The following is a 19,747-nucleotide window of genomic DNA, read 5'->3' as shown; positions in this document are numbered from 1 at the left end:
GCGGCTAGTTGTTGATAAGTTCTGCGGCAACGGCCGCCAGATCGTCAAAAATCAAGGTGCCTACCGGCAGGTTTTTCGCCTGGGTCTTTTCGCCTTTCCCGGTCTTAACCAAAACTGGCTGAGAGTCGACGGCTTTGGCCGCCTCCAGGTCACCGAGGCTGTCCCCGACGAACCATATCCCAGCCAAGGGCACCTTGTAATGTTCTGCAATGGTTTTCAACATGCCGGGTTTGGGTTTGCGGCAATCGCAGCCCTCATCCGGCCCGTGGGGGCAGTACACCACCAGCCCCACCTCACCGCCCTGCTCGGCCACCAACGCGCGCAGGCGTGCGTGCATGGCGTCCAGGGTGGCGATGTCGTAGTAACCACGGGCGATGCCGGACTGGTTGGTGGCGATCGCCACTGTCCAGCCAGCTTTGCTCAACTGCGCGATGGCCTCGATCGAACCGGGCAGTGGAATCCATTCCGCCACCGACTTGATGTAAGCGTCGGAGTCGTAGTTGATCACTCCGTCCCGATCGAGAATCAGCAGTTTCAACATGGTCAGCTCAGCGTCGAAATGTCAGCGATATTGACGAACAAGCCACGCAGGCGCGCCAGCATGGCGTAGCGGTTTTTGCGCACGCCGGCATCTTCGGCATTGATCATCACGGCTTCGAAGAACGCATCCACCGGCTCACGCAAGGTGGCCAGGCGCGCCAATGCTTCGGCGTAGTTGCGCTCGGCGATCAGCGGCTTCACGGCGTTTTCAGCCTTGGCGATGGCCGAGTTCAGCGAAAACTCCTTGGCGTCTGCAAACAGGCCAGGGTCGACGTCGGCATTGCCCAGGCCTTCGGCCTTGCTCAGCAGGTTCGACACACGCTTGTTCACGGCGGCCAGTGCATCGGCTTCCGGCAGTTTGCGGAAGGCCTGCACGGCTTGTACGCGCTGGTCGAAGTCCAGCGCCGAACCCGGCTGCAGGGCACGTACCGACAGGTACACCGACACATCTACGCCTTCGTCTTCGTAGCGCGCACGCAGGCGGTCGAACACGAACTCCAGCACTTGTTCGGCCAGGCCGGCTTGCTTGACCTTGGCACCGAACTGGCCGACGGCGAACACCACGGCCTGGGTCAGGTCGAGGTCGAGCTTCTTGTCGATGAGGATACGCAGCACGCCCAGGGCCGCTCGGCGCAGGGCGTACGGGTCTTTGCTGCCGGTTGGCAACATGCCGATACCGAAGATACCCACAAGGGTATCCAGCTTGTCGGCGATCGCCACGGCTGCACCGGTCAGGGTGGTCGGCAGTTCAGCGCCGGCACCGCGTGGCATGTACTGCTCGTTCAGGGCCAGGGCGACATCTTGCGGTTCGCCGTCGTTGAGCGCGTAGTAGTAGCCGGCGACACCTTGCATCTCCGGGAACTCGCCGACCATCTCGGTGGCCAGGTCGCACTTGGACAGCAAGCCTGCACGCGCAGCCCAGGCGGAATCGCCGCCAATGCGTGGCGCAATGTAGGCGGCCAGCTTGGAAACCCGTACTGCCTTGTCGTAGACGCTGCCGAGTTTTTCCTGGAACACCACGTTTTGCAGGCGCAGGTTGAAGTCTTCGAGCTTCTGTTTCTTATCTTGCTTGAAGAAGAACTCGGCATCGGTCAGGCGCGGGCGAACGACTTTCTCGTTACCGGCGATGATCTGCTGCGGGTCCTTGCTTTCGATGTTGGCCACGGTGATAAAGCGCGGGAGCAACTTACCGTCTGCGTCCAGCAGGCAGAAATACTTCTGGTTGTCCTGCATGGTGGTGATCAACGCTTCTTGTGGCACGTCGAGGAAACGCTCTTCGAACGAGCACACCAGCGGCACCGGCCATTCCACCAGGGCGGTCACTTCGTCCAGCAGGCTTGGCGGCACGATGGCGGTGCCTTCCTGCAGGCGGGCCAGCTCTTCGGTACGCTTGCTGATCAACTCGCGCCGCTCGTTGGCATCGGCCAATACGTAAGCGGCGCGCAGGTCGTTGAGGTAGTTGGCCGGCGAAGTGATGCGCACGCTTTCGGGATGATGGAAGCGGTGACCACGGGAATCACGACCAGCCTTCTGGGCGAGGATGGTGCAATCGATGACCTGGTCACCGAGCAGCATTACCAGCCATTGGGTCGGACGTACGAACTCTTCCTTGCGCGCACCCCAGCGCATGCGCTTGGGGATAGGCAGGTCGTTCAGGGAGTCTTCAACGATGGTCGGCAGCAGGCTGGCGGTCGGCTTGCCGGTGATGACCTGGCTGAAACGCAGTTTCGGGCCGCTCTGGTCGATCTCGCTCAGCTCTACGCCACATTTCTTGGCAAAGCCAAGGGCGGCTTGTGTCGGGTTGCCTTCGGCATCGAAAGCTGCCTGGCGCGGTGGGCCGTCCAGGTTGATGTTGCGGTCCGGCTGCTGGGTTTCCAGCGCGGTCAGCAGCACAGCCAGGCGGCGCGGCGCGGCGTAGACTTTTTTGGCTTCAAACTTCAGGCCGGCAGTCTGCAGGCCTTTTTCGATACCGGCCAGGAATGCATCGGCCAGGGTATTGAGTGCCTTGGGTGGCAGCTCTTCGGTGCCCAGTTCAACCAGGAAATCTTGAGCACTCATTGTGCAGCCTCCAGCTTAGCCAACACTTCATCACGCAGGTCAGGGGTTGCCATCGGGAAGCCCAGCTTGGCGCGAGCCAGCAAATAGGCTTGGGCGACGGAACGTGCCAGCGTGCGCACACGCAGGATGTATTGCTGGCGCGCAGTTACCGAGATGGCACGGCGGGCGTCCAGCAGGTTGAAGGTATGGGACGCCTTCAACACCATTTCATAGCTTGGCAACGGCAGCGGCTGGTCGAGTTCGATCAGGCGCTTGGCTTCGCTTTCATAGAAGTCGAACAGTTCGAACAGCTTCTCGACGTTGGCGTGTTCGAAGTTGTAGGTGGACTGCTCCACTTCGTTCTGGTGGAACACATCGCCGTAAGTCACCTTGCCGAACGGGCCGTCAGCCCATACCAGGTCGTAGACCGAATCCACGCCTTGCAGGTACATGGCCAGACGCTCCAGGCCGTAGGTGATCTCGCCGGTCACCGGGTAGCATTCGATGCCGCCGGCTTGCTGGAAGTAAGTGAACTGCGTCACTTCCATGCCATTGAGCCAGACTTCCCAGCCCAGGCCCCAGGCGCCCAGAGTTGGCGATTCCCAGTTGTCTTCGACGAAACGGATGTCGTGCACCAGTGGGTCCAGGCCCACATGCTTGAGCGAGCCCAGGTACAGTTCCTGGAAGTTGTCCGGGTTGGGCTTCAATACCACCTGGAACTGGTAGTAGTGCTGCAGACGGTTCGGGTTTTCGCCGTAGCGGCCGTCAGTCGGGCGACGACTGGGCTGCACATAAGCGGCGTTCCAGGTTTCCGGGCCGATGGCCCGCAGGAATGTAGCGGTGTGGAAAGTGCCGGCGCCTACTTCCATATCGTAGGGCTGAAGTACCACACAACCTTGCTCGGCCCAGTATTGCTGGAGGGCGAGGATCAAGTCTTGGAAGGTACGCACGGCTGGCGTAGGCTGGCTCACGAAATTCACCTGTTACTTGGGCTGCGATTTAAAGAGCGGGAGTATACCCGATTCGGCCCCGCCACCACTCCCTGGAGCCTTATGCCACGCTGCTTTTGGTGTTCTGAAGATCCGCTGTACATGGCTTATCACGATCAAGAGTGGGGAACGCCGCTGCGCGATGCGCAGGGTTTGTTCGAGTTGCTTTTGCTCGAAGGGTTCCAGGCGGGTCTGTCCTGGATCACTGTTTTACGCAAACGCGAGCATTATCGAAAGGTCTTGTTCGGCTTTGATGCGCAGCGTCTGGCGCGGTTAAGCGATGAAGAAATCGAGGCGCTGATGCAGGATCCGGGCATCGTGCGCAATCGCTTGAAGCTCAACGCTACACGGCGCAACGCGGCGGCCTGGCTGGCGCTGGAAGACCCGGTGGGGTTGCTGTGGTCATTTGTCGGCGGCAAACCCAAGGTCAATCACTTCAAGGATCGCAGCGACGTCCCGGCCATTACACCCGAGGCTGAAGCCATGAGCCGCGCCTTGAAAAAAGCCGGTTTCACCTTCGTCGGGCCGACCATTTGCTACGCCTTCATGCAGGCCTCGGGCATGGTCATGGACCACACCCAGGACTGTGACCGTTACGCGGACTTGGTCAACGCCGGTTAGAATGCCGGTTTTGCGCACCACACACGATCAGGAGTGACCTGTGGAAAAGTTTAAAGGCGCCTTGCTGGTAGGCGCTCTCCGGTTGTTTGCCCTGCTGCCCTGGCGCGCCGTACAAGCCGTCGGCACGGGCATCGGCTGGATCATGTGGAAAACCCCCAACCGCTCCCGCGACACCGTGCGGATCAACCTTTCCAAGTGCTTCCCGGACATGGACCCGGCCGAGCGCGAGCGCCTGGTGGGCCGCAGCCTGATGGACATCGGCAAGTCCCTGACCGAAAGTGCTTGCGCGTGGATCTGGCCAGCCCAGCGCTCCATCGACCTGGTGCGGGAAGTCGAGGGCCTGGAAGTGCTGCACCAAGCCCTGGCCTCGGGCAAAGGCGTGGTGGGTATCACCAGTCACCTGGGCAACTGGGAAGTGCTGAACCACTTCTATTGCAGCCAGTGCAAACCGATCATTTTCTATCGCCCGCCCAAGCTCAAGGCGGTGGACGAACTGCTGCGCAAACAACGCGTGCAATTGGGCAACCGCGTGGCGGCGTCGACCAAGGAAGGCATTCTCAGCGTGATCAAGGAAGTGCGCAAAGGCGGCCAGGTAGGCATTCCTGCCGACCCGGAACCAGCCGAGTCCGCCGGCATCTTCGTACCGTTTTTCGCCACCCAGGCCCTCACCAGCAAATTCGTGCCGAACATGCTCGCGGGCCACAAGGCTGTTGGCGTATTCCTGCACGCGTTGCGCCTGCCGGACGGCTCAGGCTACAAAGTGATCCTGGAAGCGGCGCCGGAAGACATGTACAGCACCGACACCGCCACCTCCTGCGCGGCGATGAGCAAAGTGGTGGAGCGCTATGTGGGCGCCTACCCGAGCCAGTACATGTGGAGCATGAAGCGCTTCAAGAAGCGCCCGCCGGGTGAGGCGCGGTGGTACTGATTCACACCTGACTCAAGACCGATATAGAAACAATGTGGGAGGGGGCTTGCTCCCGATAGCGGTGGTTCAGTCAAATATGCATTGGCTGACACACTGGCATCGGGAGCAAGCCCCCTCCCACATTTAGTCCTGTATCAAGCCTGTCGATCGAGTTTCTTCAGGAACACGGTCATCTCTTTTTCGGCCTGCTTGTCGCCGTGGGCCTGGGCCGCTTCAATGCCTTTTTCCCACGCCTGTCGTGCTGAGGCACTGTCACCCTGCGCCTGGTGCGCCTTGCCCAACAGCTTCCACGCCGCCGAATACTTCGGATCGAACTCGAGGCACTTGCCCAGATGCTCGGCGGCTTTGGCGTTGTCTTTCAAGTCCAGATAACCCTTGCCCAAGCCGAAGCGCAGCAGCGAATTATCCACACCCTTGGCGAGCATTTTTTCCAGGGATTCGAGCATGTCGGTCACTCCGTTTGATCAGAAAAAGCTCAAGCCCACGTGGAACAGCTTCTCTACATCGCGGATATGTTTTTTATCCACAAGGAACAAAATCACATGGTCTGCGGTGGCGATCACCGTGTCGTCGTGGGCGATGATCACTTCTTCATCGCGGATGATTGCGCCAATGGTGGTACCCGGCGGCAGGCCGATATCGCGGATGGCCTTGCCAATCACTTTGCTCGACTTCGAATCACCGTGGGCAATCGCCTCGATGGCTTCCGCCGCACCCCGGCGCAGGGAGTGCACGCTGACAATATCGCCACGCCGCACGTGGGCGAGCAAGGTACCGATGGTCGCCAGTTGGGGGCTGATGGCGATGTCGATATCGCCGCCCTGGATCAGGTCCACATAGGCCGGGTTGTTGATGATGGTCATCACCTTCTTCGCCCCCAGCCGCTTGGCCAGCAACGACGACATGATGTTGGCTTCGTCATCGTTGGTCAGGGCGAGGAAGATATCGGCGTCGGCGATGTTTTCTTCCATCAGCAGGTCGCGGTCCGAGGCGCTGCCTTGCAGTACGACAGTGCTGTCGAGGGTGTCGGACAAATGCCGGCAACGCGTCGGGCTCATCTCGATGATCTTCACCTGGTAGCGGCTTTCGATGGCCTCGGCCAACCGCTCGCCGATCTGCCCGCCGCCTGCGATGACGATGCGTTTGTAACTCTCGTCGAGCCTGCGCATTTCGCTCATGACTGCACGAATATTCGCCTTGGCGGCGATGAAAAACACTTCGTCGTCGGCCTCGATCACCGTGTCGCCCTGGGGCAGGATCGGCCGGTCACGACGGAAAATCGCGGCCACACGGGTTTCCACGTTTGGCATGTGCTCACGCAGCTGGCGCAGTTGCTGGCCCACCAACGGCCCGCCGTAGTACGCCTTTACCGCCACCAGTTGCGCCTTGCCCTCGGCGAAGTCGATCACCTGCAAGGCGCCAGGGATTTCGATCAGGCGCTTGATGTAGTGGGTGACCACCTGTTCCGGGCTGATCAATACGTCCACCGGAATAGCGTCATTATCGAACAGGCCGGCGCGAGTCAGGTAGGCCGCTTCGCGCACCCGGGCGATCTTGGTTGGGGTGTGGAATAACGTATGAGCGACCTGGCACGCGACCATGTTGGTCTCGTCGCTGTTGGTCACCGCCACAAGCATGTCGGCATCGTCGGCACCCGCCTGACGCAGCACCGTTGGAAACGACGCCCGGCCTTGTACCGTGCGAATGTCCAGGCGGTCGCCCAGGTTGCGCAGGCGCTCGGCATCGGTGTCGACCACGGTGATGTCGTTGGCTTCGCCGGCCAAGTGTTCGGCCAGCGTGCCTCCGACCTGCCCTGCCCCAAGGATGATGATTTTCATCCGGTCACTCCCTTAAACCCATTCAGCCGCGTGCGGCGGCGATCTTGATCAGTTTGGCGTAGTAGAAGCCATCGTGCCCGCCTTCCTGCGCGAGCAGTTGGCGGCCGTGGGGCTGCTTGATGCCGGCGCTGGTAGCGAGGTCCAGTTCGCGCGCGCCGCTGGTGCGGGCGAGGAAGGCTTGGATGACCTCGGTATTTTCGGTGGGTAGCGTGGAGCAGGTGGCGTACAGCAGGATGCCGCCGACTTCCAGGGTTGGCCACAGGGCGTCAAGCAATTCGCCTTGCAGCACCGCGAGGGCGGCGATGTCGTCGGGCTGGCGGGTCAGCTTGATGTCCGGGTGCCGACGGATTACGCCGGTGGCGGAGCAAGGTGCGTCCAGCAGGATGCGCTGGAATGGCTTGCCGTCCCACCAGGTCGCTGTGTCGCGGCCGTCGGCGGCGATCAGGTCGGCGCTGAGGCCCAGGCGCGCAAGGTTTTCCCGCACGCGCACCAGGCGTTTGGCTTCAAGATCCACAGCCACTACACCGGCCAGGTCTTTTTCAACCTCAAGGATGTGACAGGTCTTACCGCCTGGCGCGCAGCAGGCGTCGAGTACGCGCTGGCCGGGGGCCAAATCGAGCAGGTCGGCCGCCAATTGCGCGGCCTCGTCCTGCACACTGATCCAGCCTTCGGCAAAGCCCGGCAGGCTGCGTACATCGGTGGCGGCTTCCAGCACGATGCCGTCGGTGCTGTACACGCACGGGCTGGCATTGATGGCCGCGTCGGTGAGTAATTGCAGGTACACGTCACGGCTGTGGTGGCGACGGTTGACCCGCAGGATCATCGGCGGGTGCGCATTGTTGGCCGCGCAGATAGCCTCCCATTGCTCGGGCCAGAAGGCTTTCAGGGATTTTTGCAGCCAGCGCGGGTGGGCGGTGCGCACCACCGGATCATGTTCCAGCTCGGCCAGCAGTGCTTCGCTTTCACGCTGGGCCCGGCGCAGTACGGCATTGAGCAGGGCCTTGGCCCAGGGCTTTTTCAGCTTGTCGGCGCAACCGACGGTTTCACCGATGGCGGCGTGGGCCGGTACGCGGGTGTAGAGCAATTGATACAGGCCCACCAGCAACAGCGCCTCGACATCAGCGTCTGCCGCCTTGAACGGTTTTTGCAGCAGCTTGGCTGCCAGTGCCGACAACCTTGGCTGCCAGCGGGCGGTGCCAAAGGCCAGGTCTTGGGTGAAACCGCGATCCCGGTCTTCGACCTTATCCAGTTGTGTCGGCAATGAACTGTTCAGCGAAGCTTTGCCGTTGAGCACGGCGGCGAGTGCCTTGGCGGCGGCCAGACGTGGGTTCATTGAGCGGCCACCCCGAGGATCGTGCCCAAGGCAAATTTCTCACGGCGGCTATTGAACAAATCGCTGAAGTTCAGCGCTTTGCCGCCGGGCAATTGCAGACGTGTCAGGCACAGCGCCTGCTCACCGCAAGCGACCAACAGCCCGTCTTTGCTGGCGCCGATAATCTCGCCGGGGGCGCCTTTGCCGTCGGCCAGGGTCGCGTTCAACACCTTCAAGGCTTCGCCGTTCAGGGTGCTATGGCAGATTGGCCATGGGTTGAAGGCACGTACCAGGCGCTCCAGCTCCACGGCCGGGCGGCTCCAGTCGAGGCGCGCTTCGTCTTTGTTCAATTTGTGCGCGTAGGTGGCCAGGCTGTCGTCCTGTACCTCGCCTTCCAGGGTGCCTGCTGCGAGGCCGGCGATGGCCTGGATCACGGCAGGTGGGCCCATTTCGGCAAGGCGGTCGTGCAGGCTGCCACCGGTGTCTTGCGCGGTGATCGGGGTGGTGACCTTGAGCAGCATCGGTCCGGTGTCCAGGCCCGCCTCCATGCGCATCACGGTCACGCCGCTTTCGCTGTCGCCCGCCTCCACGGCGCGCTGGATCGGCGCCGCACCACGCCAGCGAGGCAGCAGCGAAGCATGGCTGTTGATGCAACCCAGGCGCGGGATATCCAGCACCGCCTGGGGCAGGATCAAACCGTAGGCCACCACCACCAGCAGGTCCGGTTTCAGCGCGGCCAGTTCGGCCTGGGCTTCGGCGTTACGCAGGGTCGGCGGTTGCAGCACCGCTATGTTGTGTTCAAGCGCCAATAGCTTGACCGGGCTCGGCATCAGTTTTTGCCCGCGACCGGCCGGGCGATCCGGCTGGGTGTACACCGCGACGATGTCATAAGGGCTGGCAAGCAGCGCCTTGAGGTGTTCGGCGGCGAATTCAGGGGTGCCGGCAAAAACAATGCGCAATGGCTCGGTCATGGGAGTTCTCGGTTAAAAACAGTCACAAAAGAAAAAGGCTTGCCGCAGCAAGCCTTTGGAAGAAGGGCATCAAGCTTGCTGGCGATGCTTTTTTTCCAGCTTCTTCTTGATCCGGTCCCGCTTGAGCGTGGACAGGTAATCGACAAACAGCTTGCCGTTAAGGTGGTCGCATTCATGTTGGATGCACACTGCCAACAGACCTTCGGCAATCAGCTCAAACGGTTTGCCATCACGGTCCAGGGCCTTGATCTTCACGCGCAACGGGCGTTCGACGTTCTCGTAGAACTCCGGCACCGACAGGCAGCCTTCCTGGTATTCGCCCATCTCATCGGTCAGCGGTTCGAACTCGGGGTTGATGTACACCCGGGGTTCGCTGCGATCTTCCGACAGGTCCATGACCACGACACGCAGATGCACGTTGACCTGGGTAGCGGCGAGGCCAATGCCCGGAGCTTCATACATTGTTTCAAACATGTCATCGACCAACTGACGAACCTTGTCGTCCACTACGGCCACCGGCTTGGCGATCGTGCGCAGGCGCGAGTCGGGAAATTCGAGGATGTTCAAAATAGCCATAAGCGTAATTGCTGCACATGTGAGGTAAAGACCAATCGGCGGTGGGATGGACCCACACGGCCGGTGTGAAACGCTCAGAAGCCACGAGGGCCAAGGCATTTCACGCGAACGCACATAATAAAGGAGATTCACCCCATGAGGAAATCGCTACTCGTCTTGCTGCTGTGGGCCCCCGTCGCCATGGCGTTGATTCCCAAGCCCACTGAACGCCTGGATCACGCGACGCAACAGGCCATCCAGCACTTTTTACTGCATAACCGGATTGTCGATACGCCCCAGGACCTGGACAACGCGCCTTATATCGTCGCAGCGCAAGGCGGTCGCGTGCTGGGGGCCAACGGTGAGCGCGTGCATGCTCGCGGTCAGCTGGACCCGGCCCAGCCAAGCTACGGAATCTTTCGTCGAGGCAAGGTCTACACCGACCCAGGCACCCAGGAGCTACTGGGCATCAATGCCGACGATATCGGCACCGCACGCTTTGTACTCGCCGACGACCTCACCACCCTGGCGGTGCAGCGGGTTACCCAGGAAATCCGTCCAGGTGACCGCTTGCTTGGTGCCCAACGTCCGGTCGCGCTGAACACCCTGGAGTCAGCCAAATCCACGGCTTTCATCGCAGGGCACATCATCGACATCCCCAGGGGCGTCACTCAGATTGGTGTTCTGGACGCCGTGACCCTGAACAAGGGCCGCCGCGACGGATTGATCGAAGGCCAGTTACTGACGGTGATCAAGGCGGGTGCCACGGTGCGAGACGTCCTTACCGGCACGCCAACACAACTCCCGGAAGAACGGGCCGGCACTCTTCTGGTGTTTCGCACCTATGAAAAACTCAGCTACGCCTTGGTGCTCAGTGCTTCACGCGCGCTGGCTGTAAAGGATCGTTTCGAGACCCGTCAACAAGCGCAATAAATAGCCTGCTAAATAAGTTACCAACAGAGTTATCCACAGCTTGTTCCGGTCAAGGATGATCAAATGAATCCGATAAACAGTAGCGAAATTTCTCCGGCAGAGCTGGAAGCCCGACTACGCTTGCACAGGCTGCCAGAACTGGGTCCCAAGCGTTTTCACGTATTGATCCAAGCGTTCGGCTGCGCCTCCAAGGCCCTCAGTGCCCCCGCCAGTGCCTGGCGTTCCCTCGGGTTGCCCGCCATCAGCGCCGATGCCCGGCGTAGCCCGCAAATCCGTGATGGCGCCAGTACGGCATTGGCCTGGTTAGAGCGTCCGGCCCAGCATTTGCTGATGTGGGACCAACCTGAGTACCCGGCCTTGCTCGCTCAGATCGACGACGCACCGCCGCTGTTATTCGTTGCGGGCGACCCGGGCATTCTGGAAAAACCACAGTTGGCCATGGTCGGTAGCCGGCGTGCTTCCCGCCCCGGCATGGACACGGCCGCCGCGTTTTCCCGCAGCCTGGCGAGCGCCGGTTTTGTCATCACCAGTGGTTTGGCGCTGGGCATTGACGGCGCAGCACACCAGGCAGCGCTGGAGGTGGGCGGTCGTACAGTCGGGGTGCTTGGCACCGGGCTGGAAAATTTTTATCCACAGCGCCACCGCAAGCTCGCTGCCGCGATGATTGCCCAAGGCAGCGCGGTGGTTTCTGAGTTTCCGTTGGACGCGGGGCCCCAGGCCGGTAATTTTCCACGGCGCAATCGGATTATCAGCGGGCTCTCGCTGGGGGTTCTGGTGGTGGAAGCCAGCATGGCCAGCGGTTCGCTGATCACCGCACGGCTGGCCGCAGAGCAAGGGCGCGAGGTGTATGCGATCCCTGGCTCCATTCACCATCCCGGTGCCAAGGGTTGCCATCAACTGATCCGTGATGGCGCGGTGCTGGTGGAAACCATCGAACACATCCTTGAGGCGCTGCGCGGTTGGCAGGCGTTATCGCGCCCTGCGCCGGTGCCGATCACCCACCCACTGGTGGCACTGCTGCATGCTGCGCCGCATACCAGCGAAGCCCTGGCGATTGCCAGTGGTCGGCCGTTGTCCCAGGTGCTGGCGACTCTTACGGAGCTGGAGCTGGAAGGCCAGGTCATCTGCGAAAGCGGGCGCTGGCTGGCGCGTTGCCAGGTTTAGGTGCTGCCGGTTTTTGGCGCTGGGTTTTGTAACGAAGATCGGTAAACTGCCCAGAGCTTTAGTCCGGAGATTAAATAATGGTCAACAGGTGGCGTGTGCTGCAAGCCGCACGGGAAATTCGCGCAGGCGCGGTGATTGCCTATCCGACCGAGGCGGTCTGGGGCCTGGGTTGCGACCCGTGGAATGAAGAAGCGGTGGATCGGCTATTGGCGATCAAGAACCGCTCGGTGGACAAGGGCCTGATTCTGGTAGCGGACAACATTCGTCAATTCGACTTCCTGTTCGAAGACTTCCCGGACACCTGGATCGATCGCATGGCCAGCACCTGGCCCGGGCCGAATACCTGGCTGGTGCCCCACCAGGACTTGTTGCCCGAATGGGTCACCGGTATGCATGACACTGTGGCGTTGCGGGTCACTGATCACCCGTTGGTGAGGGATTTGTGCGCTCAGGTCGGGCCGTTGATCTCCACGTCGGCCAACCCTCAGGGGCGCCCGGCGGCACGCACGCGTATTCGCGTGGAGCAGTATTTCCGCGGGCAAGTGGACTTGGTGTTGGGTGGCGCGCTGGGTGGGCGCAAGAACCCAAGCCTGATTCGGGACCTGGTGACAGGTGAGGTTGTGCGCCCCTCCTGAGATCGAGGCACGGCCATCGCGGGCAAGCCCGGCTCCCACATTTGATCAGTCATCGCGGTCAAATGTGGGAGCTGGCTTGCCTGCGATGACGCACTCAAGGCAACAGAATGGTTGAGCCAGTCGTGCGTCGCGCCGACAACTCGGTCTGCGCTTTGGCCGCATCCGCCAGCGGGTAGCGCTGGTTGATATCAATGCGCACCTTGCCGCTCTTGATCATCGAAAACAGATCGTCCGCCATCGCCTGCAAGTTCGCCGGATTGTTGGCGTAGGTCGCCAGCGTCGGGCGGGTCACGTACAGCGAGCCCTTGGCCGACAGAATGCCCAGGTTCACCCCGTCCACCGCGCCCGACGCGTTGCCAAAGCTTACGACCAAACCCCGTGGCGCCACGCTGTCCAGAGAGGTCAGCCAGGTGTCCTTGCCGACGCCGTCGTACACCACCGGCACCTTTTTACCGTCAGTCAATTCCAGCACACGTTGTGCGACATTCTCCTTGCTGTAGTCGATGGTTTCCCAGGCGCCGAGGGATTTGGCCAGGGCGGCCTTTTCCGGCGAACTCACGGTGCCGATCAGCTTCACGCCCAGGGCCTTGGCCCATTGGCAGGCCAGGGAGCCCACGCCACCGGCAGCCGCGTGGAACAGGATGGTTTCGCCGCCTTTCAATTCGTAGGTCTGGCGCAACAGGTATTGCACGGTCAGGCCCTTGAGCATGGCCCCGGCGGCCTGCTCGAAACTGATGTCATCCGGCAGGTGCACCAGGTTGGCGGCGGGCAACACATGCAACTCGCTGTAGGCACCCAGCGGGCCGCTGCCGTAGGCCACGCGGTCGCCGACTTTGAACTGGGTGACTTCACTGCCCACGGCATCGACGACACCAGCGCCTTCAGCGCCCAGGCCGGATGGCAGCGCGGGCGGTGCGTAGAGGCCACTGCGAAAATAGGTGTCGATGAAGTTCAGACCGATGGCCTCGTTACGCACCCGCACCTGTTGTGGGCCAGGCTCCGCTGGCGTGTAGTCCACATACTCAAGTACTTCGGGGCCGCCGTGGGCGCTGAACTGGATACGTTTGGCCATCTGCACTTCTCCTTGGGTTCGAATCTGCGTAGCCCCCTATCGGACTCCTAAGCTTGATCTTCGTCAACTGCCGCGCACCTAAGTGCAGTGGCATGTGGGTGCAGTGGTATCCTGTGCGCCCATTTGCCGCCGACGCCCAATGGCCTCGCGTAGCTTTGCCCGATTCAAGGTGATGCCATGACTACCCGCACCGAGGCCGTTAAAGCCTACCTGCTTGACCTGCAAGATCGCATTTGCAACGCCCTGGAAACCTTCGAGACGGACGCTCGCTTTATCGAAGACGCCTGGACCCGGCCTGCCGGTGGTGGCGGTCGCACCCGTGTGATCGAGAACGGTTCGGTGATCGAAAAAGGCGGCGTTAACTTTTCCCACGTGTTTGGCAGCGGTTTGCCACCGTCCGCCAGTGCCCATCGGCCTGAGCTGGCTGGTCGGGGGTTTGAAGCCTTGGGCGTGTCACTGGTGATTCATCCGCATAACCCGCATGTGCCGACATCCCACGCCAATGTGCGCTTTTTCATCGCTGAAAAAGAAGGCGAAGAACCGGTGTGGTGGTTCGGTGGCGGCTTTGACTTGACCCCGTATTACGGCAACGAAGAAGACTGCGTCCACTGGCACCGTGTGGCCGAGCAAGCTTGTGCGCCCTTTGGCCCGGACGTGTACGCACGCTATAAAGCCTGGTGCGACGCCTATTTCCACATCAAGCATCGCAATGAACCTCGCGGTATCGGTGGCCTGTTCTTCGATGACTTGAACGAATGGGGCTTCGACACCTGTTTCGCCTTTATCCGTGCCATCGGCGATGCCTATATCGATGCCTACCTGCCGATTGTGCAACGTCGCAAGGCCATGGCGTATACCGAGCAGCAGCGTCAGTTCCAGGAGTTCCGCCGGGGCCGCTACGTCGAATTCAACCTGGTCTATGACCGTGGCACCCTGTTCGGTTTGCAGTCGGGCGGGCGTACAGAGTCGATCCTGATGTCGCTGCCGCCCCAGGTCCGTTGGAGCTACGACTGGAAGGCCGAGGCCGGTAGCGAAGAGGCGCGCCTCACCGATTATTTCCTGCAAGACCGCGACTGGCTCGGCGTCGTTGCAGCCAAGGCGGCGGTGTGATGGACCGTTATGTCGTGTTCGGCAACCCCATCGGCCACAGTAAATCGCCGCTGATCCACCGTATGTTCGCCGAGCAGACCGGCGAACAACTGGACTACAGCACGTTGCTCGCGCCGTTGGAGGATTTCACCCACTGCGCCCGTGAGTTTTTTCGCCAGGGCCGTGGCGCCAACGTGACCGTGCCGTTCAAGGAAGACGCCTATCGTTTGGCCGATACCTTGACTGAACGTGCCCAGCGTGCTGGAGCCGTGAACACCCTGAGCAAACTGGCGGACGGTACGTTGTTGGGAGACAACACCGACGGCGCCGGCCTGGTGCGCGACCTGACGGTCAACGCCGGGCTGAACCTGCAAGGCAAACGCATCCTGTTGTTGGGAGCCGGTGGCGCGGTGCGCGGTGCACTTGAGCCGTTGCTGGCACAGCAACCCTCTTCGTTGATCATCGCCAACCGCACCGTGGAAAAGGCCGAGCTGCTCGCTGAGCTGTTCGACGACCTGGGCCCGGTGTCTGCCAGTGGTTTCGATTGGCTACGTGAGCCGGTGGACGTGATCATCAATGCCACGTCCGCCAGCCTGTCAGGCGATGTACCGCCGATTGCCGGCAGCCTGATCGAGCCGGGCAAGACGTTCTGCTACGACATGATGTACGCCAAGGAACCTACCGCGTTCTGCCGCTGGGCTGCGGAACACGGCGCTGTGGTGGCGATGGATGGTTTGGGGATGCTGGTGGAGCAGGCAGCGGAAGCCTTCTTCCTGTGGCGTGGTGTGCGCCCTGATTCAGCACCGGTGTTAGCCGAACTACGCCGTCAATTGGCCTGATCGTGTTCAATCTTGGAAATGGAGGGGGCAACTGTTGGCCCCTTCCAGTTTTCTTAACTCTTCGATTACTTGCGGCCTGGCCCCACGCAAGGTCAGGCTACGCCCCAACCGCGCCAACCGTCGCGCCTCCTGATGCAGCATCTCCACCCCGGAGTAGTCGATAAAATTGATCTGCTGCGCTTCGATCACCACCCGTGTGCCCTGCAGACTTTGCAGGCGTACTTGCAGGTAATGGCTGGCGCCAAAAAAGATCGAGCCACCCACGCGTAATACATCCTCGTCCCCATCGCGCCATTGCTGAACCCGTGGTTGCGAAGTGCGCTTGAGGTAGAAAAACAGCGATGCCAACACCCCGGCATAAATCGCCGTTTGTAGCTCCAGCAGCAAGGTGGCGACACACGTCAGGCCCATCACCACGAATTCGGCGCGGCTGACACGAAACAAAGCACGAATCCCTCGATGATCCACCAAACCCCAGCAAATCAGCAGGATGCTGGCGGCCATGCTGGGGATGGGAATATGCGCGATCAACGTCGCGCCGAACAACGCAAATAACGCCACCCACAGCGCGGAAAACACCCCAGCCAGGGGCGAACAAGCACCCGCCTCGTAACTGAGGCCCGAGCGGGTGAACGAACCGGCTGACAGGTAGCCGGAGAAAAATCCGCCAACGATGTTGGATAAACCCTGGGCGCGCACTTCCTGGTTGGCGTCGAGTAATTGTTGCGAGCGAGCCGACAGTGAGCGTGCAATCGACAGGCTGGTCACCAACCCCAGCATCCCCACCGCCACCGCGCTGGGCAACAGGCGCAGTACCAGGTCCAGGTCCATCGGCAATGGGCTGAACGGCGGCAACTGGCCGATAAACGAACTGACCAGCGCCACATGCCCGAACATCGTCGGCCACAGCCATGCCGTCAGGCTACCCAAGACTAAAGCGATCAACAGCGTCGGCCAGCGTGGCACCAGAGACTTGAGCAGCGCGCCCACCAGCAAAGTGCCGAGCCCGAGGATCACGGACGCACGATCCCACTCACCGCCATGGTCGACCAGCGCCAGCAGGCTGTTGAGGGCGGTGGCCTGGCTCGGCAAGTCCAGCCCCAGCAGGTTCGGCAACTGCCCCAGGGCAATCACCACCGCGGCGCCCAGGGTGAAACCCAGCACCACCGAATGGGAGACAAAATTCACCAGCGCGCCAAAGCGCAGAAGGCCGAGCAACCACTGGAACACCCCGGCGAGGAAGGTCAGCAACAGGATGAGGGTGATGTAGTCCTGGGAACCTGGCACGGCCAAGGGGCTGATACTGGCGTAAAGCACGATGGAAATCGCCGCCGTGGGCCCACAGATCAGGTGCCAGGAAGAGCCCCACAGGCAAGCGATCAAGACCGGGATGATCGCCGCGTAGAGCCCGTATTCCGGTGGCAGGCCGGCGATCAGTGCGTAGGCAATCGACTGTGGCAGGGCCAGTACGGCGCCACTGAGGCCGACGATCGCATCCCGGCCGACGCTGGCGCGGGTTTGGCGCGGGAGCCAGCTGAGGAAGGGGAAGAGTGTGTGGCGGTTGGGCCGGGGCATCGCAGGCTCGGGTAGAAGGTTTGGCTTAGAGTATCAGTACACACCGGCTCCCTGTGGGAGGGGGCTTGCTCCCGATAGCGGCGTTTCAGCCAATACATTCATAGCTGATAGGCCGTCATCGGGGGCAAGCCCCCTCCCACATTTGGATCCAGGCGCATCTTAGAGTTGGGCTTTGACCGCGGGCAACGCATCCTGGCCATCCAGGGTTTTCACGCCGTCGAGCCACTTGTCCAGCACCGCGGGGTTGGCCTTGATCCACGCCTTGGCCGCCTCGGCATTGCTGACCTTGTTGTTGGCCACTTGCGCCATGATGCCGTTCTCCATCTCCTGGGTGAAACTCAGGTTGGTCAGCAGTTTGGCGACATTCGGGCAGGCTTGGGCGTAACCCTTGCGGGTCAAGGTATACACGCTACCGGTGGCGCCAAAATACTGCTCGCCGCCCTTGAGGTAATGCATTTTCAACTGCACGTTCATCGGGTGCGGCGTCCAGCCGAGGAAGGTGACGAAGCGCTGTTTCTTCACCGCTCGCGACACCTCGGCGAGCATCGCCTGCTCGCTGGATTCGATCAGCTTCCACTGGCCCAGGTCGAAGTCATTCTTTTTGATGATCTCCTGCAACGAGATATTTGCCGGCGCGCCGGAGCCGATGCCGTAGATCTTCTTGTCGAACTTGTCGGCAAACTTGTTCAGGTCGGCAAAGTCACGTACGCCGGCGTCCCATACGTAGTCCGGCACCGCGAGGGTGAACTCGGTGCCGTCGAGGTTCTTCGCCAGTTGCACCACATCGCCGTTGGCCACGAACTTGTCATAAAAACCTTGTTGCGCCGGCATCCAGTTGCCGAGAAACACATCCACCTGGCCGTCCTTGAGCCCGCCAAAGGTGATCGGCACCGCCAGGGTATCGACCTTGGCTTTGTAGCCCATGCCCGTCAGCAAAAAGCCGGTAATGGCATTGGTGGCGGCAATGTCGCTCCAGCCTGGATCGGCCATCTTTACCGTTTCACAGCGAGCGTCTGCGTACACGTTGGCGCTGCCCAGCGCCAATATGCTCAGTACCACGGTCAACTTTTGCATGGCCTTCCCTCTGTCTGTTTATTGGTTTTGGCAGGGTTGTGGATAACGTGCCTTGCGCTCCAGGTCGTCGAGGTCGATATGGTTGCGCATGTACTGCTGACTGGCATCCACCTGTGGCTGGTGATCCCAGCTCTTGAGCGTGCCTTGAGTCAGTGCCTCAAACACCAGACGGCGGCGACGCTGGCTGGCAAGCACTTGCTGATGGATCGCCGGGATGTCCCATTTGGCCCGCGCCTCATGCAAAAAGGCCTCGAACAGCGAGCGATGTTCTGCTGACAGGCTGAGGTTCTCCCGCTCGTGCGGGTCGTTGCGCACATCAAACAGTAGGCAAGGGTCGTCTTCGCTGTAGATAAATTTGTAGGCGCCCCGGCGAATCATCATCAATGGGCTGATGGTGCCTTCGGCCATGTATTCGCCAAACACTTCGTCATGCCCGCCCTGCCCTTGCAAGTGCGGGACCAGAGAGCGACCGTCCAACGGCAAGTGCGGGTCCAGCTCGCCGCCGGCCAGCTCCACCAGGGTCGGCAGCAGGTCGGCGGTGGACACGGCCTGAGTGACCCGCCCAGCCGCGAATTGGCCCGGCGCGCTGATCAGCAGCGGCACGCGGGCGGCCATTTCAAACCAGTGCATTTTGTACCAGAGGCCACGCTCGCCGAGCATGTCACCGTGGTCGCCGGAGAAGATGATCAGGGTGTCGTCAGCCAGGCCGGTGTCTTCCAGGGTTTGCAGGAGTTTGCCGACATTGCTGTCGATGTAACTGCACGCACCGAAGTAGGCGCGACGGGCATCGCGGATCTTGTCCACAGGCAGCGGTTTATCCCACAAGTCATAGACCTTGAGCAGACGCTGGGAGTGTGGGTCCAGCTCTGCTTGCGCCGGCGTTGCAGGCAAAGGGATGTCGGCGTCGTCGTACAGGTCCCAGAACGGCTTGGGAATGGTGTAAGGGTCGTGGGGATGGGTCATCGATACGGTCAGGCAGAAGGGCCGATCACCGTCCTCGCGGATATGATCGAACAGGTATTGCTGCGCCTTGAACACCACCTCCTCGTCGAAGTCCAGCTGGTTGGTGCGCACGCACGGGCCCGCTTGCAGCACCGAAGACATGTTGTGGTACCAGGTGGGGCGTACGTCGGGCTCATCCCAATTCACCGCCCAGCCATAATCCGCGGGGTAGATATCGCTGGTCAGGCGTTCTTCATAGCCGTGCAACTGGTCGGGGCCACAGAAATGCATCTTGCCCGACAACGCGGTGCGGTAGCCGAGGCGACGCAGGTAGTGGGCATAGGTCGGCACATCGGCGGGGAAATCGGCAGCGTTGTCGTAGGCGCCGATCTTGCTCGGCAACTGGCCGCTGACCAGAGTGAAGCGCGAAGGCGCACACAACGGACTGTTGCAATAGGCGGCCTCGAATACCACGCCTTGGGCGGCGAGGCGGCTGAGGTTGGGCAGCTTGATCGAGGAAGGCCCGTAGAACGGCAGCATGGGCGCGGCCATTTGATCGGCCATGATGAAAAGAATGTTCTTGCGCTTCATGGTTTCTCGGCATTCCATAGTAAGTGTTTATGCCAATGAGAA

19 protein-coding genes are annotated in these 19,747 nt (G+C 61.2%); 7 read left to right on the top strand and 12 right to left on the bottom strand.

All coding sequences use genetic code 11. From position 1 onward, the window contains the following. Nucleotides 1-4 precede the first annotated feature (4 nt). From gmhB to glyQ, 3 genes are read right to left on the bottom strand one after another with little or no spacing between them, the layout of a single operon-like run. Nucleotides 5-541 (bottom strand): D-glycero-beta-D-manno-heptose 1,7-bisphosphate 7-phosphatase, encoded by a 537-nt coding sequence (gene gmhB / locus E4P00_RS22500; RefSeq protein ID WP_163002115.1) that lies wholly within the window; start codon nt 539-541, stop codon nt 5-7. Nucleotides 542-543: 2 nt separating this feature from the next. After that, nucleotides 544-2,598 carry a glycine--tRNA ligase subunit beta gene (gene glyS / locus E4P00_RS22495; protein ID WP_248133104.1) on the bottom strand — a complete coding sequence of 685 codons (2,055 nt, stop codon included), beginning with the start codon at nt 2,596-2,598 and terminating at the stop codon, nt 544-546. Beyond that, complete coding sequence (gene glyQ, locus E4P00_RS22490) at nt 2,595-3,548, bottom strand: glycine--tRNA ligase subunit alpha (RefSeq protein ID WP_003213601.1); 954 nt, start codon at nt 3,546-3,548, stop codon at nt 2,595-2,597. Before glyQ ends, glyS begins: the two co-directional genes overlap by 4 nt. Before the next feature lie 81 nt (nt 3,549-3,629). Here glyQ and tag point away from each other — a divergent pair, with 81 nt between their 5' ends. Together tag and E4P00_RS22480 are read left to right on the top strand one after the other, a co-directional pair. Further along, nucleotides 3,630-4,187 (top strand): DNA-3-methyladenine glycosylase I, encoded by a 558-nt coding sequence (gene tag / locus E4P00_RS22485; RefSeq protein WP_005783377.1) that lies wholly within the window; start codon nt 3,630-3,632, stop codon nt 4,185-4,187. A gap of 40 nt (nt 4,188-4,227) precedes the next feature. Next, entirely contained in the window at nt 4,228-5,115 is an 888-nt protein-coding gene (locus tag E4P00_RS22480) for a lysophospholipid acyltransferase (RefSeq protein ID WP_005783378.1), read from the top strand. A 134-nt stretch (nt 5,116-5,249) separates the two neighbouring features. Here the strand turns inward: E4P00_RS22480 and E4P00_RS22475 are convergent, their stop codons facing one another. From E4P00_RS22475 to def, 5 genes are all read right to left on the bottom strand, one after another. After that, entirely contained in the window at nt 5,250-5,561 is a 312-nt protein-coding gene (locus E4P00_RS22475) for a tetratricopeptide repeat protein (protein ID WP_032878603.1), read from the bottom strand. A gap of 18 nt (nt 5,562-5,579) precedes the next feature. Next, the gene (gene trkA / locus E4P00_RS22470) at nt 5,580-6,953 is read right to left on the bottom strand and encodes a Trk system potassium transporter TrkA (protein WP_032878602.1); all 1,374 of its coding nucleotides are present in this window, start codon (nt 6,951-6,953) and stop codon (nt 5,580-5,582) included. Nucleotides 6,954-6,975: 22 nt separating this feature from the next. Then, nucleotides 6,976-8,286 carry a 16S rRNA (cytosine(967)-C(5))-methyltransferase RsmB gene (gene rsmB / locus E4P00_RS22465; protein WP_248089252.1) on the bottom strand — a complete coding sequence of 437 codons (1,311 nt, stop codon included), beginning with the start codon at nt 8,284-8,286 and terminating at the stop codon, nt 6,976-6,978. Beyond that, a complete protein-coding gene (gene fmt / locus E4P00_RS22460) occupies nt 8,283-9,236 on the bottom strand; it encodes a methionyl-tRNA formyltransferase (RefSeq protein ID WP_078822695.1) in 954 nt (317 codons plus the stop codon). Before fmt ends, rsmB begins: the two co-directional genes overlap by 4 nt. Nucleotides 9,237-9,305: 69 nt before the next feature. Beyond that, nucleotides 9,306-9,812 carry a peptide deformylase gene (def, locus tag E4P00_RS22455; RefSeq protein WP_005783383.1) on the bottom strand — a complete coding sequence of 169 codons (507 nt, stop codon included), beginning with the start codon at nt 9,810-9,812 and terminating at the stop codon, nt 9,306-9,308. Between the two features lie 135 nt (nt 9,813-9,947). Here def and E4P00_RS22450 point away from each other — a divergent pair, with 135 nt between their 5' ends. The 3 genes from E4P00_RS22450 (at nt 9,948) to E4P00_RS22440 (ending at nt 12,523) form a co-directional block, all read left to right on the top strand. Next, nucleotides 9,948-10,724 carry a peptidoglycan-binding protein gene (locus E4P00_RS22450; protein WP_078822696.1) on the top strand — a complete coding sequence of 259 codons (777 nt, stop codon included), beginning with the start codon at nt 9,948-9,950 and terminating at the stop codon, nt 10,722-10,724. 63 nt (nt 10,725-10,787) lie between these two features. Further along, nucleotides 10,788-11,888, top strand: coding sequence for a DNA-processing protein DprA (dprA, locus tag E4P00_RS22445; RefSeq protein ID WP_223017807.1), 1,101 nt, complete (start codon nt 10,788-10,790; stop codon nt 11,886-11,888). 77 nt (nt 11,889-11,965) lie between these two features. After that, complete coding sequence (locus E4P00_RS22440; protein WP_032878595.1) at nt 11,966-12,523, top strand: L-threonylcarbamoyladenylate synthase; 558 nt, start codon at nt 11,966-11,968, stop codon at nt 12,521-12,523. Between the two features lie 94 nt (nt 12,524-12,617). On the opposite strand, the gene E4P00_RS22435 is transcribed toward E4P00_RS22440, so the two are convergent. After that, nucleotides 12,618-13,595, bottom strand: coding sequence for a quinone oxidoreductase (locus E4P00_RS22435; protein ID WP_032878594.1), 978 nt, complete (start codon nt 13,593-13,595; stop codon nt 12,618-12,620). Between the two features lie 177 nt (nt 13,596-13,772). Here E4P00_RS22435 and hemF point away from each other — a divergent pair, with 177 nt between their 5' ends. Together hemF and aroE are read left to right on the top strand one after the other, a co-directional pair. Further along, nucleotides 13,773-14,705 carry an oxygen-dependent coproporphyrinogen oxidase gene (gene hemF, locus E4P00_RS22430; RefSeq protein ID WP_032878593.1) on the top strand — a complete coding sequence of 311 codons (933 nt, stop codon included), beginning with the start codon at nt 13,773-13,775 and terminating at the stop codon, nt 14,703-14,705. After that, a complete protein-coding gene (aroE, locus tag E4P00_RS22425; RefSeq protein ID WP_032878592.1) occupies nt 14,705-15,523 on the top strand; it encodes a shikimate dehydrogenase in 819 nt (272 codons plus the stop codon). The genes hemF and aroE overlap by 1 nt, the downstream gene beginning before the upstream one ends. 6 nt (nt 15,524-15,529) lie before the next feature. On the opposite strand, the gene E4P00_RS22420 is transcribed toward aroE, so the two are convergent. The 3 genes from E4P00_RS22420 to betC form a co-directional block, all read right to left on the bottom strand. Continuing rightward, the gene (locus E4P00_RS22420) at nt 15,530-17,098 is read right to left on the bottom strand and encodes a SulP family inorganic anion transporter (protein ID WP_248133101.1); all 1,569 of its coding nucleotides are present in this window, start codon (nt 17,096-17,098) and stop codon (nt 15,530-15,532) included. Between the two features lie 159 nt (nt 17,099-17,257). After that, nucleotides 17,258-18,172, bottom strand: coding sequence for a choline ABC transporter substrate-binding protein (gene choX, locus E4P00_RS22415; RefSeq protein WP_032878589.1), 915 nt, complete (start codon nt 18,170-18,172; stop codon nt 17,258-17,260). A gap of 18 nt (nt 18,173-18,190) precedes the next feature. Further along, the gene (betC, locus tag E4P00_RS22410) at nt 18,191-19,705 is read right to left on the bottom strand and encodes a choline-sulfatase (RefSeq protein ID WP_005783394.1); all 1,515 of its coding nucleotides are present in this window, start codon (nt 19,703-19,705) and stop codon (nt 18,191-18,193) included. Nucleotides 19,706-19,747: the final 42 nt, after the last annotated feature.

Origin of the sequence: Pseudomonas sp. B329, from assembly GCF_023127835.1 — a bacterium.
GTDB classification, from domain to species: domain Bacteria; phylum Pseudomonadota; class Gammaproteobacteria; order Pseudomonadales; family Pseudomonadaceae; genus Aquipseudomonas; species Aquipseudomonas synxantha_A.
Note: the sequence above shows the minus strand (reverse complement) of the source record. Positions and strands in the feature narration are given on the sequence as shown.